The sequence below is a fragment of the Massilia sp. X63 genome (genome assembly GCF_041023745.1).
In the GTDB taxonomy this organism is placed as follows: Bacteria; Pseudomonadota; Gammaproteobacteria; order Burkholderiales; family Burkholderiaceae_D; genus Telluria.
Genome location: NZ_JBFTEF010000004.1, coordinates 59056 through 76683, shown reverse-complemented (window position 1 = coordinate 76683; position 17628 = coordinate 59056). Strand labels below are relative to the sequence as shown.

Here is a 17628-nt window from a genome sequence, read left to right as displayed (position 1 = left end):
GGCGGAGCGCGCTCCGATGCCTCGGCACCGGAGCGCAACACAGCCAGTGGATCAGTTCACCGTCACGTCGATGATCGACATGGTTGTTTCGTCGAACACGATGGTGGCTTGTGCCTTGGTGCCGGGCGCAATCTTGGCAGTGCCGGTGGTCACCATGGTATTACCGCCGGCGGGGGTCAAAACGATGGACTTTTGTCCGGCGCCGGCCAGGGTCAGGCTGCCGGTCGCCCCCGCTGTCGAGACGGTCTTGCCGTTCTCGGTCACCTGAATCGACGCACCCGAGGCGGTCGCCTTGGCGCTCAACTCGACCGCCCGCATCCTCATCGGCGCGGCGTCGTGGTCGGGATGCGCGGCGGCCAGGTTGGCAGCCAGCAGGCCGGCCAGGCCGAGGCTTGCAATCAGTTTTTTCATTGTGTATCTCCTTATATGCGGCGGTGTTGCCGGCCCCGCCGCGGATGCCGTTCGGGCGTTGCCCTGATTGTTGAACCTGGTCGCCTCAAGCCGGGCTGGTCGTGGCCGGCTCGGCCGGGACGGGCCTGGGCTTGCGCCGCTTGAGCACCATGCCGGTGATTGCCGGCAGCACGAACAGGGTCAGGATGGTTGACGTGATTAGCCCGCCAATGACGACGGTCGCCAGCGGCTTCTGTACCTCGGCGCCGGTCCCGGTGGCAATCGCCATCGGGACGAAGCCCAGCGACGCCACCAGGGCCGTCATCAGGACCGGGCGCAGGCGTTCCATCGCGCCGTCGATGACCGCGCGATCCGGCGCGAAGCCGTCCTGCAGACGCTTATTAATCGCAGAAATCAGGACCAGACCGTTGAGCACCGCCACGCCGGACACCGCAATGAAGCCGACCGCTGCCGAGATCGAGAACGGAATCCCGCGCAGGACCAGAGCGAACACGCCGCCCGCCAGGGCCAGCGGCACCGCCGTCAGCACCGTTGCCGTCAGCATGGCATTGCCGATCGCCATGTACAGGGCCGCGGAAATCAGGATGAAGCAGGCCGGCACGATAATGGCCAGCCGCTCGGTCGCGGCGCGCAGGTTCTGGAACTGCCCACCCCACTCGATCCACGAGCCGGCCGGCAGCTTGACTTCCTGTGTCAGCCTGCCCTGCGCCTCGTCCACGTAGCTGCCCAGGTCGCGGCCGACAACATTGGCCTCGACGTAGATACGGCGCTTGCCGTTGTCGCGGCTGACTTCGTTCAGCCCCTGCGTGAAGCGGAACTGCACGAGTTCGCGCAGCGGTACAGAACCGCGCAGCTGGCCGTCCGTTACCGGCAGCATCACCGGAAGTGCGCCCAGCGCGTCGAGGTCGTTGCGCAGCTCGCCCGGCAGGCGTACCACGATGTCGAAACGGCGGTCGCCTTCGAAGATCTGGCCGGCGGCGCGCCCGCCCAGGGCGGTAGAGACGGTATCGGCCACTTCCTTAACGGTCAGACCGTAGCGCGCGATGGCCGCGCGGTCGAAGGCGATGTCGAAGGTCGGGAAACCCTCGGTCTGGGCCACCCGCACGTCGGCCGCGCCGGGCACCTTGCGCAACACCGCCGCGACACGCTTGGCGGTGTCGGCCAGCTGGTCCAGGTCTTCGCCGTATATCTTCACGGCCACGTCGCTGCGCACGCCGCCGATCAGTTCGTTAAAACGCATTTCGATCGGCTGCGTCACGTCGTAGTTATTGCCGACTAGGAATGCGGTTTTTTCGCGTATGCGTTCGACGACCTGTTCCTTAGTAGTGACGCCCGCCGGCCATTCACTCTTCGGCTTGAGGATGATGTAGTTGTCCGAGGCGTTGGGCGGCATCGGGTCGGCGGCCAGGCTGGCTGTACCGGCTTTCGAATACACGGTCAGCACCTCGGGCAGTTCCAGCACCGCGCGCTCGAGCGGCAAGTCAAGCGCGGCCGACTGCTCGATCGTCATCGACGGGATGCGCACCGATGACAGGTTCAGGTTCTGTTCGTCGAGCGTGGGCATGAATTCCCGGCCGACGAAGTTGAACGCGACCCCGGCCAGGACCAGCACCGCCACGCCGGCGCCGATGAAAGGCGCGGGACGGGCGACGGCGCGCCGCAGCAGCGGCTCGTAACGGGTCTTGGTCACGGCGATCGCCTTGACCTCCTTCTCCGAAACCGGACCCTTCATCATGACCGCAATCAGGGCCGGCACGAAGGTCAGCGACAGCACGAAGGCCGAGGCCAGCGCGAGCATCAGAGTGATGACCATCGGCGAGAACATCTTGCCCTCCACTCCCTGGAAAGTCAGGCAAGGCAAGAACACGAGGAAGATGACCAGCTGGCCATAAATCGTGGGGCGCAGCATCTCGCGCGAGGACGCCACCACCTCTTCCAGCCGCTCGCTCAGGACCAGGGTGCGGCCCTCGTGGTGCTGGCGCTCGGCCAGGCGGCGCAGGGTGTTCTCGACGATGATGACGGCGCCATCGATGATCAGGCCGAAGTCCAGCGCGCCCAGGCTCATCAGGTTGCCGGAAATGCCGAGCGAGTTCATGCCGATCGCGCTCATCAGGAGCGACAGCGGAATCACCAGCGCGGCAATGACGGCGGCGCGCCAGTTGCCCAGCAACGCGAACAGGATGACGACGACCAGCAGCGCGCCTTCGGCCAGGTTCTTCGCGACCGTGGAAATGGTGGCCACGACCAGCTGCGAGCGGTCCAGGGTCGGCACCAGGGTGACGCCCTCGGGCAAGGTCGCCTTGATCTCCTGGAGCTTGACGCCGACGGCATGGGCGACCGTACGGCTGTTTTCCCCCACCAGCATCAGGGCGCTGCCGACCACGCTTTCATAGCCGTTGCGGCTGGCCGCGCCGCGGCGCAGCTCGCCGCCGATCGTGACCTTGGCGACCTGGCCGACCGTGACCGGCACGCCGTCGCGGGTGGTGACGACGGCGCGCGCGATTTCGTCCTGGTTGCGGATGCGGCCGTCGGCCCGCACCAGGTAGGCTTCGCCCGAGCGGCGGATGTAGTTCGCGCCGACGGAGACGTTGGCCGCTTCCACGGTTTCGGTCAGCTGGGCGATCGAAATGCCCAGGGCGGCAAGCTTCGCCGAATCCGGTTCGATCACGTATTCCTTGACGTAGCCGCCGAGCGAATCGACGTCGGCCACGCCGGGAGTGGTGCGCAGCTGCGGGCGCACGATCCAGTCCTGGACGGTACGCAGGTAGGCCAGCTTGGCCACCTCCTCGGTCAGGCGTTCGCCCTGGTCGGTTAGGAAGCTGCCGTCCTTTTGCCAACCGGGTTTACCCTCGCGTACGGGCGCGCCCTTGCCGTTGGGATGGGTGTACTCGACGCTGTAGTGGAACACTTCGCCGAGGCCGGTCGAGACCGGCCCCATCTGCGGCTCGGCGCCCTCCGGCAGGTCCGGGCGCGCCCGGGCCAGCCGCTCCGACACCTGCTGGCGCATGAAGTAGAGGTCGGCGTCTTCCTTGAAGATGGCGGTGACCTGGCTGAACCCGTTGCGCGAGAACGAGCGCACGTTTTCGACGCCGTTCAGGCCGGACAAGGCCGTCTCGATCGGGAAGGTGACGCGCTTCTCGATCTCGACCGGGCTCAGGGTCGGCACCACGGTATTGATCTGGACCTGCTTGTTGGTGATGTCGGGGGTGACGTCGATCGGCAGCAGGTTGAGCTGCCAGCCGCCGATCACCGCGACCACCATGGTGATAAACAGTATCACCCAGCGCGAGCGGACCGAGGTGGTAAGGATAGCGTCTATCATCATTCTTCCTCGGCAGCCTTGATCATGTCGGCCTTGACCAGGAAGGCATTGCGAGTCGCAACCAAATCGCCGGCCTGAACGCCCGACACGATCTGGGCCATTCCGCGGCTGCGATTGCCAACCAGTACCGGTTGCGGACGGAAACCATCCTTGGTGCGGACGAACAGCACGTCGCGGCCTTCGATATTCTGCACCGCGTCTTCCGGCACGGTCATGCCGGCGCCGCCGTCCTTGACGTGCAGGCGCACCTGCACGCCCTCGCCCACCACCAGCTGCCCGCCCTGAGTCGGGGTCAGCAGGACGGTGGCGGCGCGCGTGGAGCCGCTGACGGTCGGCGTCACCGAGCGCACGGTGGCCTCGACCGGTGTCCCAGAGCTGCGCACCACCGCTGCCTTGTCACCGACCGAAATCCGGCCGATGTCGGCGGCCGGCACGGAAGCCTCGATCAGCGGCGGCGCCGAACCCGAGACGCGGAACAACTCGGTTTCGGGCTGGACGAAGCCGCCGAGCGTCGCCATTTGCGCCGTGACCTTGCCCGCGATCGGGCTGACGACAGCAACCGTGCCGCCGTCGGTGGACAGGTTGGCGGCCCGGGCCACGGACTGGGCACGTTTCGCTTCCGCTTCGGCGACGGCCAGCGCGGCCTGCGCCGCTTCCATGTCCTGGCGCGGCGTGACGCCCTGTTCGAACAGGCGAGACTCGCGGACATAGGCCTTGCGCGCCAGATCGGCACGGGCACGCGTTACATTACGCTCGGCCGCCATGGTCGACGCTTCCAGGCTCTCGACCCGGGCCAGTACGTCGCCGGCCTTGACCGTGTCGCCGATCTGGCGTTCAATCCGGGTAACGTTGCCGGGCGCGCGGGCCAGCAGCACCGCTTCGCTGTTCGGCGCCGCCGTGACGGCGCCGGCGGTCAGGATTTCGGCTTCGAGCCCTCCGCTCGCGACCGGCTCGACCGCGATACCGGCGACCTTCAGGTAGTCGGCTGGAATCTTGATCTCGTCGGCTGGCTTCGCCGATCCGGCCGACGTGCTCGCGACAGGCTGCGACGCTGGCTGGACTTGCGCTTTTGGTTGCAGCTGGTGCGCGGCGCCGAATGCGAGCGCGCCGGTGATGGCCACGAGGATGGCCGTAAGTTGCCAGGTGGGCCGGCGGGATTGTTCGGTCATTGTGCTTCTCCAAATGCGATGCGGCCTTCAGCCGTTGAAAGGGTGGCGATGGCACGGATACGTTCGAGCCGGGCATCGAGGGTGCGTTGTTGCGCCTCTGCCAGCGCGCGGCGAATGGCCAGCAGTTCCAGCAGCGAGGCCTTGCCGGCGTCATAGCCGAGGCGGCCCAAGCGGTAGGCCTCGGTTGCGGCGTGCTCGCCCTGCTCCGCGGCGCTCACGCGCAACTCTGAAGCGCGGACCTGCGCGAGCGCCGCGCGGTGCGTGGCGACCGCGTCCAGGCGCGCAGCCTCGACCCTCTGTGCCGCGCCGCCGGCGCGCTCGCGCGCGGCGTCGATGCCGGCCTTGTTGCGGTCGAACAACGGAATCGTCGCGCTGATCCCGACAGTGGCCGCCTTGTCGTCGGTCCAGCCGTACTTGCGCATGCCGACCGATACGCCGACGTCAGGCAGCCAGCGCTTTTGCTCGACGCGCACCTGCGCCGCCAGCGCGTCGCGCTCGGCGACGGCAGTGGCAAGCGCCGGCGAGGCGGTGGGATCCCAGGTCGGCGTGGGCATGGGCGCCGCGGCGTCGAGCAGCGGATGAACGATGCGCGTCAGGGGTTCGGTCGCGCCGACCAGCGCGGTCAGGCGTTCCAGTGCCGCGCTGGCGGCGGCCGCCGCCGCCTGCACTTCGGCCTGCGCCGCGGCCAGGCTGGCCTGGGCCTGCGAGAGCCGCAACTGGGCCTCGCGTCCGGCCTGAACCAGGGCCTGCGCAGCGCGCAAGTCGTCCTGCGCCCGCCGCACCTCGGCCTCAGCGACCTCGCTGCGTCCTTGCATGGCTTCGGCCGTGGCGTAGGCGACCGCCAGTTCGGCGGCGTACACGACCCGGGTTTGCCGTTCGCGTGCCACGGCACTTGCCGCCCTGCCGCGCTCGGCGGCAATGCGGGCTCCCCGCTTACCCCCGATTTCGAACGACTGGGTTAGCGTATAAGTATCCTGCCGCTGGCTGACGCCGCCCTGCCTGGGCGCACCGAGATCTTCGGCAGTCGCGCTGAGCGTCGGGTTCAGCCAGGCCTGTGACTGCCTTACGTCGGCCGCGGCTGCCCGTACGTTGGCGGCCTGTTCCAGCAGCAGTGGGGCATTGGACTGAGCCTGCCGGAGCAAGGCGCCAAATGAAGGACTGTCGGCTGCCGATGCCATGGAAAAGGCAGACGCCAGCGAAATCGAAATGAACAGGCGCAGGTAGCGAGCGCCCTGGTCGGTGCCGAAACACCTCGTGCGCTGGACGGATAGGTCCAGCGAACGGCCACACGACGAGGCGTGTGGACGCTGAATAGATTTGTGCATGAAAGCCCCGCAAATGATCTGAAATCAGAAATAGCGGGGCACGGCGGCACGGACGACGGCCGTGACGCTTCAGCTACCCCGCGGGTCAGACCAAGGGGCGAGGAGGACGCAAAGGGGGAAGCGTGGTGCGGGTGAAGAACGAATCCGGGCGCAATACCGGTGCGACACGCACTTGGGGAAGCCATGCGATAGCAGGCGGTGCGGGCAACAGCACGTTGATGCTAAAGCCGTGATCGATATCTGCCAGATGCCGCAAGGATTTTCCAGTGTCGTCCTGGTGCGAGCCGCCGTTATCGTCATCATCGTCGTGATGATGCAGGACCTGATCAACGTGCTCGGTGTAGTGCTGAATGAAATAGACCGTGCCTTGACCACCGCCAATCACGTGCGCGTAATTACGCTCCGCAGCAGTAATAGCCTGCCACGGAAGTAAAAACAGTAACAAGATGAGAAGCTTGTTCTTCATCAGCGCATAGAAAGGTTGTCGGGACGAATCTTAATTTCGGGTAGTATATCCCCCTAGGAGGATAGAATCAACATGTCACAGCATCATTCTCATGAAGCGATTGTAAAACGCCTGAAACGCGCGAATGGCCATCTTACAAGCATCATCGACATGCTGGTAGATGAACGTAGCTGCGTCGACATTGCACAACAGCTTCAAGCTGTGGAGGCTGCAATTCGTTCGGCCAAGAAGACTCTGATCCATGACCATATCACTCATTGCCTGGTTGAGCATGACGACGCGACGCATGCCGTCGAGGAGTTTCGCGTCATCGCCAAATTTTTATAAGTACTGATCGGTTGCGAAGAAGCGTTCTGCTTCGTACGGTCCTCAGGCTTTGTGAGCGTAGCGTGGGCGTCAATTGTTTGGATGGATCGCTGCTGGCGGTGTGATCAAAATATTGTCGATGTATCGGCGCAGCTGCTCTCCGATTTGTTCTTGGGCCTGAACCCTGGCGTTAGCGTCGGCGAGTTGCAGTTCTAGCTCGTGCACCCTCGCCTTCGCCGACGCCATCTGCGATTCCACGCCGCTGAGCTGCTCAGTCATCACCTCCAGCTCGGCGGTTTTGCTGACAAGTTGTCGCTCCATGTCGACCGCCTGCTGTTGAAGAGTTCGCAACTGCTCGATCGTCTGCTCCATTTTGCGCCCCTGTGACTGCTGCTCGTATAGTGACTGCTTCGTGTGCGACAACTCCGCGACAAGCCGGGCGCCCTCCTGGTTCAGACGAGTGACTTCTTCATGTTTCCCAGACACCACCATCTGCAACTGACGAAGTTCAGCTTGGACTTGATGCATCTGCTGTTCATGGCGTCGTTGATCTTGATCGCGTTGATCCTTGATCGACTGGCGGTAATGCTCTAAAGCTTCGCGTGCGTGCGCGTGCTTTTCTTCAAGCGACCGCCGATGCTGCTCATTCTCCCCCAATCTTTCATTCAGGCCGATTACCTGCTGTTCAGCCGTGTGTCTCGCAACGATCTCTGCCTGGAGCGCTGCGCGGGTCTCGGCGTGGCTTTCGGCCTCCCGGTCTAGTTGTGCCTCGAGTGATTGAAGAGCCTCGCGCGCGGCAGACAAGTCGTCTTGCAGGAGCCGATTGGCATGAACGTACTCCTGCTCCCTGCGGTCCAGCACGTTTTTCGCCTTTGCCACACTCTCTTCAGCTTCATCATAGAGACGAGACGAAAGGCGTTCAACCAGATCTTGCAATGCCGAACTAATCGAAACCTTCCGCGGGCCAGCGCCCTCTTCATCTTCAAGTTCTTTCAGGTACTTATGGATAGTGGTCTTGGAACCTGTATTGCCAAGTGCCGTCCGTACAGCGTCAATGGAAGGATAGATCGACTGCGAGATCAAGCTGTCACGAGCCCTTTGTACGTCTGATTTGTAAAGCCCTGCGCGCGCCATGGTATCCTCCGGTCAAATTTCGTACGATTGTACGTACTATGTAATTATGTACTATTTTAGTCGCAGTCGCATCGTATTTTATGACGATTAATCACCTTGGATAATCTCAAATTATCCAGTGTGAACCCAGTTGAGGCGCTAAAATGGCTCGTCAACACTACAGATCGAGGCCAGCCGGCTACACCGATAATATGACGTCCAACATCTCGCGAAATCAGCATTGGGTTCCACAGTGCTACCTCAAGGGCTTCACGAAAGGCCGAAGCAAGAAGTCAACTCTGCATGTCACTGATTTCGAGACGGGGCGCCAGTTCTCGACAGTTCCCCGCAACGTAGCAGCAGGACGCGATTTCAACCGGGTGGATATCGACGGAATTTCACCTGACTATGTTGAGTCTGGCATCGCGGTGTTTGAAGCTAAGCTCGACAAGGCACTTGAACGCATTTGCCGCGAGCGGGAAATCAAGAACCCGGAGGATCGGAACCTAGTGCTCAACTTGATTGCACTGCTGGCAGTACGAAATCCTGGAATGCGCGAGAACGTTCGGCGAAGCCTCGAGCAAGTCATGAAGCGGGTGATGGACTTAACGCTTGCAACGAAAGAGCGATACGAATCGAGCTTTGCCCAGGCCGCCCGTGCCGGCGCCCTGCAGGCCGAGGACATCCTGCCCTATGAAAGAATGCGGGATTTTATCGACAGAGACGAATATTCGATCTCCGTGTCGACCACCCACCATGTTGGCCAGGAGTTGAAGCTTGTGGATTCGGTGCTGCCCCTGCTTGGGCAACGACGGTGGCTTCTCGCACGCGCTCTGCCCGGTTCTGGCGGTTTCATCACCTCGGATCACCCAGTGATTCTGCAGTGGGCGGATCGACCAATGACCGACGGTCTTGGCGGCCCCGGCTATGCACTTCGCGGAACCGAAGTTCTGTTCACCCTCTCTCACGACCTGGCATTGATCGGAACCTTCGAGGGACCAGACGGGGTTGTCGATGCCGACGAGGCCCAAGTAGCCTTGATGAATGGCGTCATTCTGGGCAACTGGCAGCGGCAGATTTACGCTCGCGACGACCGTTTCCGCTATCGGATGCGAGACGGTGAAATCCGCCGCGGAGCCGATGCGCTTCGCCACCTGGGCACGTGGCAACTCTAGTAAATACCCTATGAGCACGATCGACACCTACGTCAACGCGGCGTCGCGCGAAAACACTCAGCGAAGTTATCGCTCGGCGGTCGAGCACTTCGAAGTCCAGTGGGGAGGCCTCCTCCCGGCAAGTGGAGACACGATAGCGCGCTATCTCGCAGAGCATGCGAGCACGCTGTCGATCAGCACCCTGAACCAGCGCTTGGCTGCCCTGGCTTCATGGCACCACGATCACGGGTTTGCGGACCCTACTAAAGCCCCGATAGTACGAAAAGTGCTCAAGGGTATTCGATCTTTACACCCCGCGCAGCAGAAGCAGGCGCGGCCAGTTCAGCTGGAGGAGATCAACCAAATCGTGGTTTGGCTCGACGAAATGATTGGACTGGCAACGAGTCATGGCCGCCGTCCCGATGCGCTAAGACACACGAGAGACCGTGCGCTCCTGTTACTAGGTTTTTGGCGTGGATTTCGAGGTGATGAGCTAACCCGCCTCCTTGCCGAGCATACCAAGGCCGTTCCCGGGAAAGGAATGACGTGTTTTCTGCCTTCTTCCAAAGGCGATCGGAATGCTCAAGGGCTAACTTTCACTACTCCGGCACTGAAAAAGCTTTGTCCAGTTGACGCCTATGTAGCCTGGACGACGCTCTCAGGAATCAAAGAAGGACCAGTGTTCCGTGGCATCGACCGCTGGGGCAACATCAGCTGTCAAGGACTGCACATCAATAGTTTGGTACCTCTACTGCGATCTTTGTTCCTTGCTGCGGGCGTCGAATCGGCTGATCAGTACAGTGGCCATTCTTTACGTCGGGGCTTCGCTACGTGGGCGACATCGAACGGTTGGGACTTGAAGACGTTGATGGAATACGTTGGATGGCGCGACGTTCAATCTGCAGTTCGCTATCTTGAACCTGGAGAGCGCTTCGGCGATCTGCGCAGATGATGCCGGGCTAGCTTATAGCCTAGGTCCACAGCTGGTGCAACTTTTGCACGGCATCCGGGCTGGTCTCCAAGTAGATCTCGAACAATGATTTCTCCGTCGGCCGTAATGTGTTCAGCCACTCCCAAGTTCGCTGGACGCACTGCTGCTCGTTTGAAATCAGGGTCCAAGGTTTTTTGCATGGACGTCCGGCACGGAACGCCAGACTAGTTGGATCGGGGTAGAGGCAGTGCAAAGTTCGCAGGGGGGAGTCAAAGCGACGCGATTTGTCCTGCGCGAACACGACCTGCGGCGTCGCTACGGTCTCTTGCATGGTCACCTTGAGACCTCCCCTCCCCAGGCAATCGATCATTGCCGCCCACAAGCCAAAGAACTGCATGTAGGAAAAGCTGAGCCGGGTTGGGTCATCTGACGGGCTGTGAGACCACGGCTCGGACATCCGTAGCGAGTAATTGCTTCTCCGAGGAAGGTACAGTCCCTTCATGATCATGAGGCTTTCGGTAGTCATCCTCCACACGACGTATGCCAGACAGGTTACACATACGCTACTTCGCGCCAGAGACAATCGATCGTCTTGGTCTAGCTTTGAGAGCGCAGACAAACATTTTCGATGTCGACGCACATAACTGCGAAATATGTGTCGGCGAATGGCGCGGTAACATTTGCCGGTGTCGTCCCGGATCGTTGTCTCATCTTCTGTGACGTTAGGCTTTCTTCCAGCGTCGGTTACTTTCAAGTACCGGCATGTCAACGAAGACGTGTCCTTGAGAATCCAGGTTCCGTAGCAAAGTGGAGCCTGCGCCTGGGCGAAGCCAGCTTGCCATCTCAACTCTAGGCTACTTTGCACGGTGAGCTCGGAGGTGCTGACAAGACGATGCAGGAGCACATCCGCAACCGGCACCTTCACCTGCACAGCACGCCACCAATCAAGATACTCTACGACATGGCCAATCACCCGATGCCGCTCTTCAGGCTGCATTGGCACGATTGACAATAGCGTATCAAGCGAGAGCTGGTCCAGGTCACTTCGAAGAACTTCAGCGGGCCTGGCTGGCCTTCCCAGTGTGTTCGGACGGCAGACTTCGCAGCCATGCCACGGACAGCTCTTTATCCATGCTAGGTCAAAGAACAGGCAGTGGTATTGGTGCAAATGCCAGCAGTTGCCACAGAGTCGTGACGTACTCCTTTCACCACCCGCGACCTTGATGCCTAGCTGATCCCAAAACCCGTTCTTGAGCTCCCTAACCGGTACTTCGAGCAACTCACTGAAACGGTTGAAATCGATCCAGCTGCTATCGGCACAGTCTCGTATGCGCGATTTCGTTCTTGGCATGTTCGGGCGCGAGATCAAATCGCCCAGCTCGAGCTCATCCAGGTTATTGAGTGTCATAACCTTACGGAAGAGTGACCAACCAGATTCAAAAGGAAACTGCAGCATTGGGTCCCAAGTAAGCCTTAGTGCCCCAGTACGCTTGCGCATATGACACCTCGCTGGTTTAGTTCAGCACGTCACTAAATGAACGCAACCTCGATGCCGATACTGCGGCGTCGATGTCCTCGCCGTCGATACGAAAGCCAGGGTGATCCTGCCGTCGAAGAGACAGCAACAGATCCTCAATCGTTAGGCAGATGTGTTCCATTGGAACGCCTTGATCTGCAATGCTTCCGGCCGCCCGGTGCAGGATGTCCCACAGTGCTGTACGGTATGTCTCGAGGCGGAACCCGGCGCGAAACGCTACTGGGAAGAAGAACTGCGTGTAGGTTATCCCGGAACCTTCCGGGTATTCCGACGCCAAGTCGTAACACCGTAGAAGATCGCCAAAATCCCCCTCACTACAGCACCCGTCAAACTGAAGCGTATCGCTCAGGAAGCGGCCGATTATCTGCCTGGCGTTGTTCGCGAGAAGGCTGGTTCGCCGATGCAGGATTTCAGGCTGTGCAAAGGATATCGCAGTCATCTTCAGGTGCTGCATTTCCAGCTCGTTGTGAAAGCAAACCAGCTGCTGCAGGTCGGCGTCATTCAGAAGTTGCATCTCGTCGATGAGCAACACGTACTGCTTTGCCCCGATCCGGCCAGCCTTCACGCGGATATCGGCTACCGCATTTCCAAAAAGTAGGTTGGGATCGGGACGCTTTGAAAGAACGTGAGATTCCGCTTCCAGAATCAGACGCAGCATGTGAGAGGTATTTGGACGCCCGCTCGGGCGTGTACTGAGCAAGGTCACGTAAATATTGGGAAACTCTGCTCGCAACAAATCACGGATCGCACGGGCGCAGCGAGTTTTGCCCATTCGTGGAGACGAATAAAATACCGTACCAGTTCGGCGTGCCCATACAAGTTCGCGGACAAGTGCATATGTGCGCTGCATCATTGGCGTGGGAAGAGTGTATTCCCCTTCCCTTATCGGGTGGCCAGCGAGTAAGCGCTCCCGCATGTCTGCGTCAAACGCGGAGCCACTAAGACGAATGTTGTCACGTTTGTCGGCTGGCATGGCTACCTCCGGTTCTTAACCTTGGAGAAGAAGTCAAACGTCGGCTCGTCCAGAAGTCGGCCGCGTGTCTCGTCGCGAATGCGACGGGTTGCGCCGGAATTACCGGGCGCTGGGGAAGGCGCGCGTATAACTGTCGTATCCAACCCTGCGTCTTTGCTCACGCGGACCATCTCCGTGACCTGCTTCGGTTTTGGGGCCGATGTCGAGCGTCCGCCTTTTTTGCTTGCCAGATGACGCATGTACACCTGTAATGGATCATCAAACGTCGTTACCGTGATCAGCCTCTTCGTGATGAGGCTATTGATCGCTTTCCGAGTCCGCCGATTGTGCTTTGTGACACCCCATTTACCGTGGGCCTTTAATACGCCGAGCTCGCCACCATTCGAAAGGAATGCTTTGACCTGACGCATATCGTCCTCGTCCACTTCCAACAACAATCGCTCTCCGATCAGATGACCAGAGCTGGCCAGGACTTCATTGGTGTAGTGCACGCGGTCGACTTGAACATAGGGTCGTCGACCGGTGCTGCGATTGCCCCGAACGACCGCCGCCTCATACTGGCCAAACCCTGCTTCTGCGGCCATGCTGGAAGGTCGCTTGCGGCACTCGAAACGTTCTGGCCGCTCAAGAAAGTACCGAATTGCCTGAAGTGGCGTCAGGTTTGATATCCCTTCGGAAGGAGTAGCATTGTGCTGTGCAAAAGTCACGTCAAGCAGCTGCTCTACGTCTGCCGCTCTAATGCGATGCTCAACCGCCTTACGCTCGGCCTCATCCGCACGGCCGCTTTTTGGATGCGAGCCGGTAGTCGACGGGAGTCGCTTGAACAGTGTTCTGCCGATCTGGTTGAATGTTCTCTCAACATTCGGTCTGCGTTCGAAATGTGCGACCGGGCCCCAATTGATCACGAATCCCAGCGCAGCACGCGCACGTGCATGAACAGCCGAAGACAAGTGTGCCAGGGCACCATCGAACATCGTCGCGCTCCAGAGGGCTCCTTGCGTACCATCGATGACTCCACTTGGAAGACCTGCCCCTTCGGGGTAGGCCAAACCTGGTATGGTCAGGTCCATTGGACTCCAGACTCCGCACGCTGCACTACGAATGACTTTTAGGATGTCGTCAGCGCTGATCTCAGGTCGATACACAACTGTATAGGCCAGTACAGCGCTGCTAAACCGGTCAACGACAGCAATCAGGTTCAATCGATCCAACCTAAGGTCGGTCTCAAGCCCCTCCGGCGTCTGGAAGGCGACAGTCAGATGCGCCTCGATTTTGTAGGTATCGATTTCGACCGCATCATATGGTTCGTCGAAGCTGAGTAGTGGTGCAACTCCCCGACCTACATTCAGGTGAGCGCGTGCCGCGCTATCGCCCCGAATTGCAGCGCTTCGCGCGAAATGCCTGTCCAGTGTCTTCTTCATATATCCCTGAATCGAGCGTAGCCCCCTGTACCTTGTTGTGAATGGCCATTCGCTGGACTGCACACCTTTGTCGCTCAGGAAGCGCAGAAAGATTCGGTGAAGATCGCATGGCCTGAGCTTGTACTCTGGAACAGCCAGATGCTTCGCTTCGTTCTTGATGTACAGAACCAGCTGCTCTTCGATATCGGGAAATCGTCGGAGCACCATGCCCAAAGCCCCGGCCATTCCAGATGGAATCCCGGGTGGGTTGTGCGGCAGTTTGCTGACCCTGCAATAATCTTTCGTGCGAGAGAACGGGATGCATGCTCGGAATCCCTGGATTCGCCCGTCACCTGCGATTTCAAGGCACCGTTTGGCGAGTTTGGGTAACCACGTTTGATGTACACCGGTTCGCGCTTCGATCTGGGCGACGGGAACCCAGGAGAAGTACAGACGCATTGCCTCTACCTGGGCTTGGAACTGTTCCCGCTGCTCATGTTCGAACTCCACGTCCAGCACACAGGGCCACAACTCGAGTGGTACAGCGTCCTTAATGACCGACTGCCTTGTGCCCATCGCACTACTCTCCCCGCGACATTCGATTTGTCCAGTGGCTTGCTCCGCACAATCCGTTCGAAGAAAGGTCAAGGTCTAGACGTCCGTGAATTGCAGCTCTCACGACAGCGCCAAATACGGTAGCACGATCATGACCAGCCAGATCTTCCACAAGGTCTTCGAGTGTCCCAGAGTGCCGGTGCAGGAGCGCTAAAGCCAGCTGGTTCATAAGGGGATTGACGTTCTTGTACCGCAACATGCCGGCGTAGTTGATTGCCTTGAGCCAGTGAATGGCAAGGCGCGAACGTGCTCGTAGTTCGTCGTAACTGATTTCGCGTACCGTCGCAAGTCCGGAATCAGTCTGGATTGTCTCGATTTTCCGCGCGGCCGCGGCGACGATATGCACCTCGAGTTGATGCTTAGACTTGTCAACGACCATTGCACACTCGGGACCTACTTCGAGTGCGCCACTCAAATCTTGGGAAATTGGGTAAAACCCAACGACTGATGGGTCACTTTCGAGGAAAGCTAGCCAGTGGACAAAACTACGATCGGAGTGGAAGAGTAGATCCTGGTTCCGCTTGACGCTATACCCGAGCCAGAGGTTGCTGTTTTGACGGCCACGTCCGCGATAGACGTCAAGTACCCGCGCCCTCTGTGTTGAACGCGGAGTCTTAGCTGCGACCATGGCCCCTCCGGATAGTCTGATCTGACACTGTTCTGAACAATTTAGTACACGTGTCAGCGAAGTGCTAGTTTTACTTCCAAAAAGAGGAAGTAAAACTCTCAGACGGAGGCCTGCCTGAAAACCGCCCTACTATGAACCACTACAATACAAAACTGCCAAAGTTACTTCCGAGAGCTTTGGCGCCGATTATTCGGCGCCTTGGCGAGCGCCCCTCCTTGTTCATTCGACGAGGCCGATCGTCGACGCAAGTCAGGCCAACCCGGTTTGCGCAGCCGCCGGCCCGCCCGATGATGCCGCCCGAAACCAGCGGCGCGGCGCACGCCAGGCTTGCTCGCGTTCCACGCTGCGAGCTGCCGCGATCATCTGCGCTGCCCGCCAGCCTGTTCACGAACTGCGTCTGTTTGAGATGATCGCCGCATTGCACGACGATGTGATGGACCGTGCTCCCTTCGTTATCGGCCTGGACGGCTTCTAGGCCGACGAAGGCGCTCCGCGGTGGCTGGAAGCGAATAAAGGCTTCGCAGCCGCCGCTCCCGCCGGCAAATGGATGTGGAAGCCGGCGTCTGCACTGTACCCGCCAGCCCGCTCGCCGCCAGCCGATTATCGGCAGCGGCCTTGGAGCGCGTTTTGGGTGTCACGCAGACCAGGTCGTCAGCACACGCCGCCCGCCAGAGGTATCGCTGGCGGACGGTCACCGGTCCTTAGCGGCCTCCTTCGGGCTCTCGACGCGCGCTGGCCCGGCCGCAGACGTTGTCGCCGGGGAACGCGTCACGCCATACGTAAGCCATGACACAAGTATCCGGGCCGTAAGCAAGCTGCGCATGGGGTCTGCATTAATAAAATGAGCACGGCAAGGGTCTTCATCAGCACACATAAGTTCCCGGCCTTCGCGCTTCGTGCGTTTTGCTTGTGCTTCGGGCGTCAAGTACGGCACGTGGCGAACGGCAAGTTAGCTTGGGCAGTCGTTGCCGCGCCAAGCTCCCTTCCCGCTTGTATGCCATTCGCAGGGTCCTGTCCGCTCTTTCATCGAGACCTGCTGGCTATCCGCCGCCCTGGTGGCGGTTTTCTGTATTGATGTTCAAAACACGTTGGTTAGTTACTTTTTTGTGCTACAGTGAGCGTCACCTCCTTAACGATTTCATCATGGCCAAGCCATCACTGTGGGACGACAACCCGATCAAGGCCTTCGACGCCTTTGTTGTCACGCTCGACTTTGCCGAAACCGCGAAGCGCCTTCCGGCCGACGGCAAGGTCAAGACCGTCTCGGCGCAGTCGGTCGCGATCTACAAATACATGTTCCGGAATTTCTGCAACTGGATGGCGGAACAGGGAAAGACCTTCTCCACCATCGACCAGGGCGATCTCAAGCGCTTCATCACCCGCAGCAACGAACACGGCCGCGTCATCAACAGCAAGATCGCCTACCGTTACCTGCGCCTGCTCGAGCGCTGCTACCAGCATCTGGCGGCTGCGCCGAATCCGGCACGGGAGGCGATCCTGGCCACCGAGCGCAGCGAGTTCATGAGCGACGACCCCAGTCGGGCACTCTCCGAGGACCAGTTGCGCCGCTTCTTCGACGCCCTGCCCTTGGCGCCGGCGCGCCTGCGGCGCAGGACGCCCTTCGATGGCTGGAAACGCCGGCGCGACCGTGCCATGCAGCTGGTGATGGCGCTGGCCGGACTGCGCGTATCCGAGGCGATCGGCCTGCTGCTCGACGAGGTCGGGCAACAGACCGATATCGACGGCGCCATCGAACTGACCATCACGCCGAGCGAGAAACACGACACCAGCCACGAACACGTCGCGCTGCTGGCGCGCGAAGGCGCCGTCGAGCTGCGGGCCTGGCTGAAGGAACGCGCCGAGATGGGCATCCCCGGAGATTTCGTGTTCCCTGCGAACGTCGACGGCCGCAAGATGATCAAGAAGACCGTGTACATGCAGGTCCGGGCCACCTTCGAGCGTGCCGGCATCGACCAGTCCCGGGCCGGCGGGCGCACCTTGCGCAATACCTTCGCCAAGCAAAAACTGGCCGAGGGCGCCCCACCGGACGAGCTCAAGGACACGCTCGGCCTGGCGCTCGAGCGGTCGGCCGCCGACTACAAGTTTGCACGCGTCAAGCCAGACCCCGAGGAATGACGCTGATGGCTGCCTGCGTCCGGGCTGTGGCTTGGACTTGTATCAATGGCCACGAATAATGGCGGTGCAGTCAACGACTGGTTGGTTCGACAAGGCGTGCGCGCCCGGCTCCATGACATTTTTGACATCAACAACAATATCG

At 60.4% G+C, this 17628-nt stretch carries 14 protein-coding genes; 4 read left to right on the top strand and 10 right to left on the bottom strand.

All coding sequences use genetic code 11. The features are described 5' to 3' along the window. Window positions 1-51 precede the first annotated feature (51 nt). The 5 genes from AB3347_RS09695 to AB3347_RS09675 form a co-directional block, all read right to left on the bottom strand. Window positions 52-411 (bottom strand): hypothetical protein, encoded by a 360-nt coding sequence (locus AB3347_RS09695; protein WP_369091582.1) that lies wholly within the window; start codon window positions 409-411, stop codon window positions 52-54. 85 nt (window positions 412-496) lie between these two features. Continuing rightward, window positions 497-3733 (bottom strand): CusA/CzcA family heavy metal efflux RND transporter, encoded by a 3237-nt coding sequence (locus AB3347_RS09690; RefSeq protein ID WP_369091581.1) that lies wholly within the window; start codon window positions 3731-3733, stop codon window positions 497-499. Further along, window positions 3733-4902 (bottom strand): efflux RND transporter periplasmic adaptor subunit, encoded by a 1170-nt coding sequence (locus AB3347_RS09685; protein ID WP_369091580.1) that lies wholly within the window; start codon window positions 4900-4902, stop codon window positions 3733-3735. The genes AB3347_RS09690 and AB3347_RS09685 overlap by 1 nt, the downstream gene beginning before the upstream one ends. Next, a complete protein-coding gene (locus AB3347_RS09680) occupies window positions 4899-6227 on the bottom strand; it encodes a TolC family protein (RefSeq protein WP_369091579.1) in 1329 nt (442 codons plus the stop codon). The genes AB3347_RS09685 and AB3347_RS09680 overlap by 4 nt, the downstream gene beginning before the upstream one ends. Before the next feature lie 85 nt (window positions 6228-6312). Further along, a complete protein-coding gene (locus tag AB3347_RS09675; RefSeq protein ID WP_369091578.1) occupies window positions 6313-6693 on the bottom strand; it encodes a hypothetical protein in 381 nt (126 codons plus the stop codon). 72 nt (window positions 6694-6765) lie between these two features. Here AB3347_RS09675 and AB3347_RS09670 point away from each other — a divergent pair, with 72 nt between their 5' ends. Then, complete coding sequence (locus AB3347_RS09670; RefSeq protein WP_369091577.1) at window positions 6766-7020, top strand: metal-sensing transcriptional repressor; 255 nt, start codon at window positions 6766-6768, stop codon at window positions 7018-7020. Window positions 7021-7089: 69 nt separating this feature from the next. Here AB3347_RS09670 and AB3347_RS09665 read toward each other — a convergent pair whose 3' ends face one another. After that, entirely contained in the window at window positions 7090-8133 is a 1044-nt protein-coding gene (locus AB3347_RS09665; protein ID WP_369091576.1) for a DNA-binding protein, read from the bottom strand. Window positions 8134-8324: 191 nt separating this feature from the next. Here AB3347_RS09665 and AB3347_RS09660 point away from each other — a divergent pair, with 191 nt between their 5' ends. Both AB3347_RS09660 and AB3347_RS09655 read left to right on the top strand, forming a co-directional pair. Further along, a complete protein-coding gene (locus AB3347_RS09660) occupies window positions 8325-9287 on the top strand; it encodes a DUF4238 domain-containing protein (RefSeq protein WP_369091575.1) in 963 nt (320 codons plus the stop codon). Between the two features lie 10 nt (window positions 9288-9297). Next, on the top strand, window positions 9298-10218 hold the full coding sequence (locus tag AB3347_RS09655; RefSeq protein ID WP_369091574.1) for a site-specific integrase: 921 nt from the start codon (window positions 9298-9300) through the stop codon (window positions 10216-10218). Window positions 10219-10237: 19 nt separating this feature from the next. Here AB3347_RS09655 and AB3347_RS09650 read toward each other — a convergent pair whose 3' ends face one another. The 4 genes from AB3347_RS09650 to AB3347_RS09635 are packed head-to-tail and all read right to left on the bottom strand — an operon-like array spanning window position 10238 to window position 15101. Continuing rightward, a complete protein-coding gene (locus AB3347_RS09650; RefSeq protein ID WP_369091573.1) occupies window positions 10238-11653 on the bottom strand; it encodes a hypothetical protein in 1416 nt (471 codons plus the stop codon). A gap of 58 nt (window positions 11654-11711) precedes the next feature. After that, window positions 11712-12707: an ATP-binding protein gene (locus tag AB3347_RS09645; RefSeq protein WP_369091572.1), complete on the bottom strand. Its 996-nt coding sequence runs from the start codon at window positions 12705-12707 to the stop codon at window positions 11712-11714. Window positions 12708-12709: 2 nt separating this feature from the next. Further along, entirely contained in the window at window positions 12710-14683 is a 1974-nt protein-coding gene (locus AB3347_RS09640; RefSeq protein WP_369091571.1) for a hypothetical protein, read from the bottom strand. A 4-nt stretch (window positions 14684-14687) separates the two neighbouring features. After that, entirely contained in the window at window positions 14688-15101 is a 414-nt protein-coding gene (locus AB3347_RS09635; protein WP_369091570.1) for a hypothetical protein, read from the bottom strand. A gap of 1392 nt (window positions 15102-16493) precedes the next feature. Between AB3347_RS09635 and AB3347_RS09630 the strand changes: the two genes are divergently transcribed. Beyond that, complete coding sequence (locus AB3347_RS09630; protein ID WP_369091569.1) at window positions 16494-17486, top strand: tyrosine-type recombinase/integrase; 993 nt, start codon at window positions 16494-16496, stop codon at window positions 17484-17486. The last annotated feature ends 142 nt before the right edge of the window (window positions 17487-17628 follow it).

Coding starts and splice junctions, on each gene's coding strand:
- AB3347_RS09695 (WP_369091582.1), bottom strand. CDS start 411: ATGAAAAAACTGATTGCAAGCCTCGGCCTGGCCGGCCTGCTGGCTGCC.
- AB3347_RS09665 (WP_369091576.1), bottom strand. CDS start 8,133: ATGGCGCGCGCAGGGCTTTACAAATCAGACGTACAAAGGGCTCGTGAC.
- AB3347_RS09680 (WP_369091579.1), bottom strand. CDS start 6,227: ATGCACAAATCTATTCAGCGTCCACACGCCTCGTCGTGTGGCCGTTCG.
- AB3347_RS09630 (WP_369091569.1), top strand. CDS start 16,494: ATGGCCAAGCCATCACTGTGGGACGACAACCCGATCAAGGCCTTCGAC.
- AB3347_RS09650 (WP_369091573.1), bottom strand. CDS start 11,653: ATGCTGCAGTTTCCTTTTGAATCTGGTTGGTCACTCTTCCGTAAGGTT.
- AB3347_RS09645 (WP_369091572.1), bottom strand. CDS start 12,707: ATGCCAGCCGACAAACGTGACAACATTCGTCTTAGTGGCTCCGCGTTT.
- AB3347_RS09660 (WP_369091575.1), top strand. CDS start 8,325: ATGACGTCCAACATCTCGCGAAATCAGCATTGGGTTCCACAGTGCTAC.
- AB3347_RS09685 (WP_369091580.1), bottom strand. CDS start 4,902: ATGACCGAACAATCCCGCCGGCCCACCTGGCAACTTACGGCCATCCTC.
- AB3347_RS09690 (WP_369091581.1), bottom strand. CDS start 3,733: ATGATAGACGCTATCCTTACCACCTCGGTCCGCTCGCGCTGGGTGATA.
- AB3347_RS09655 (WP_369091574.1), top strand. CDS start 9,298: ATGAGCACGATCGACACCTACGTCAACGCGGCGTCGCGCGAAAACACT.
- AB3347_RS09670 (WP_369091577.1), top strand. CDS start 6,766: ATGTCACAGCATCATTCTCATGAAGCGATTGTAAAACGCCTGAAACGC.
- AB3347_RS09675 (WP_369091578.1), bottom strand. CDS start 6,693: ATGAAGAACAAGCTTCTCATCTTGTTACTGTTTTTACTTCCGTGGCAG.
- AB3347_RS09640 (WP_369091571.1), bottom strand. CDS start 14,683: ATGGGCACAAGGCAGTCGGTCATTAAGGACGCTGTACCACTCGAGTTG.
- AB3347_RS09635 (WP_369091570.1), bottom strand. CDS start 15,101: ATGGTCGTTGACAAGTCTAAGCATCAACTCGAGGTGCATATCGTCGCC.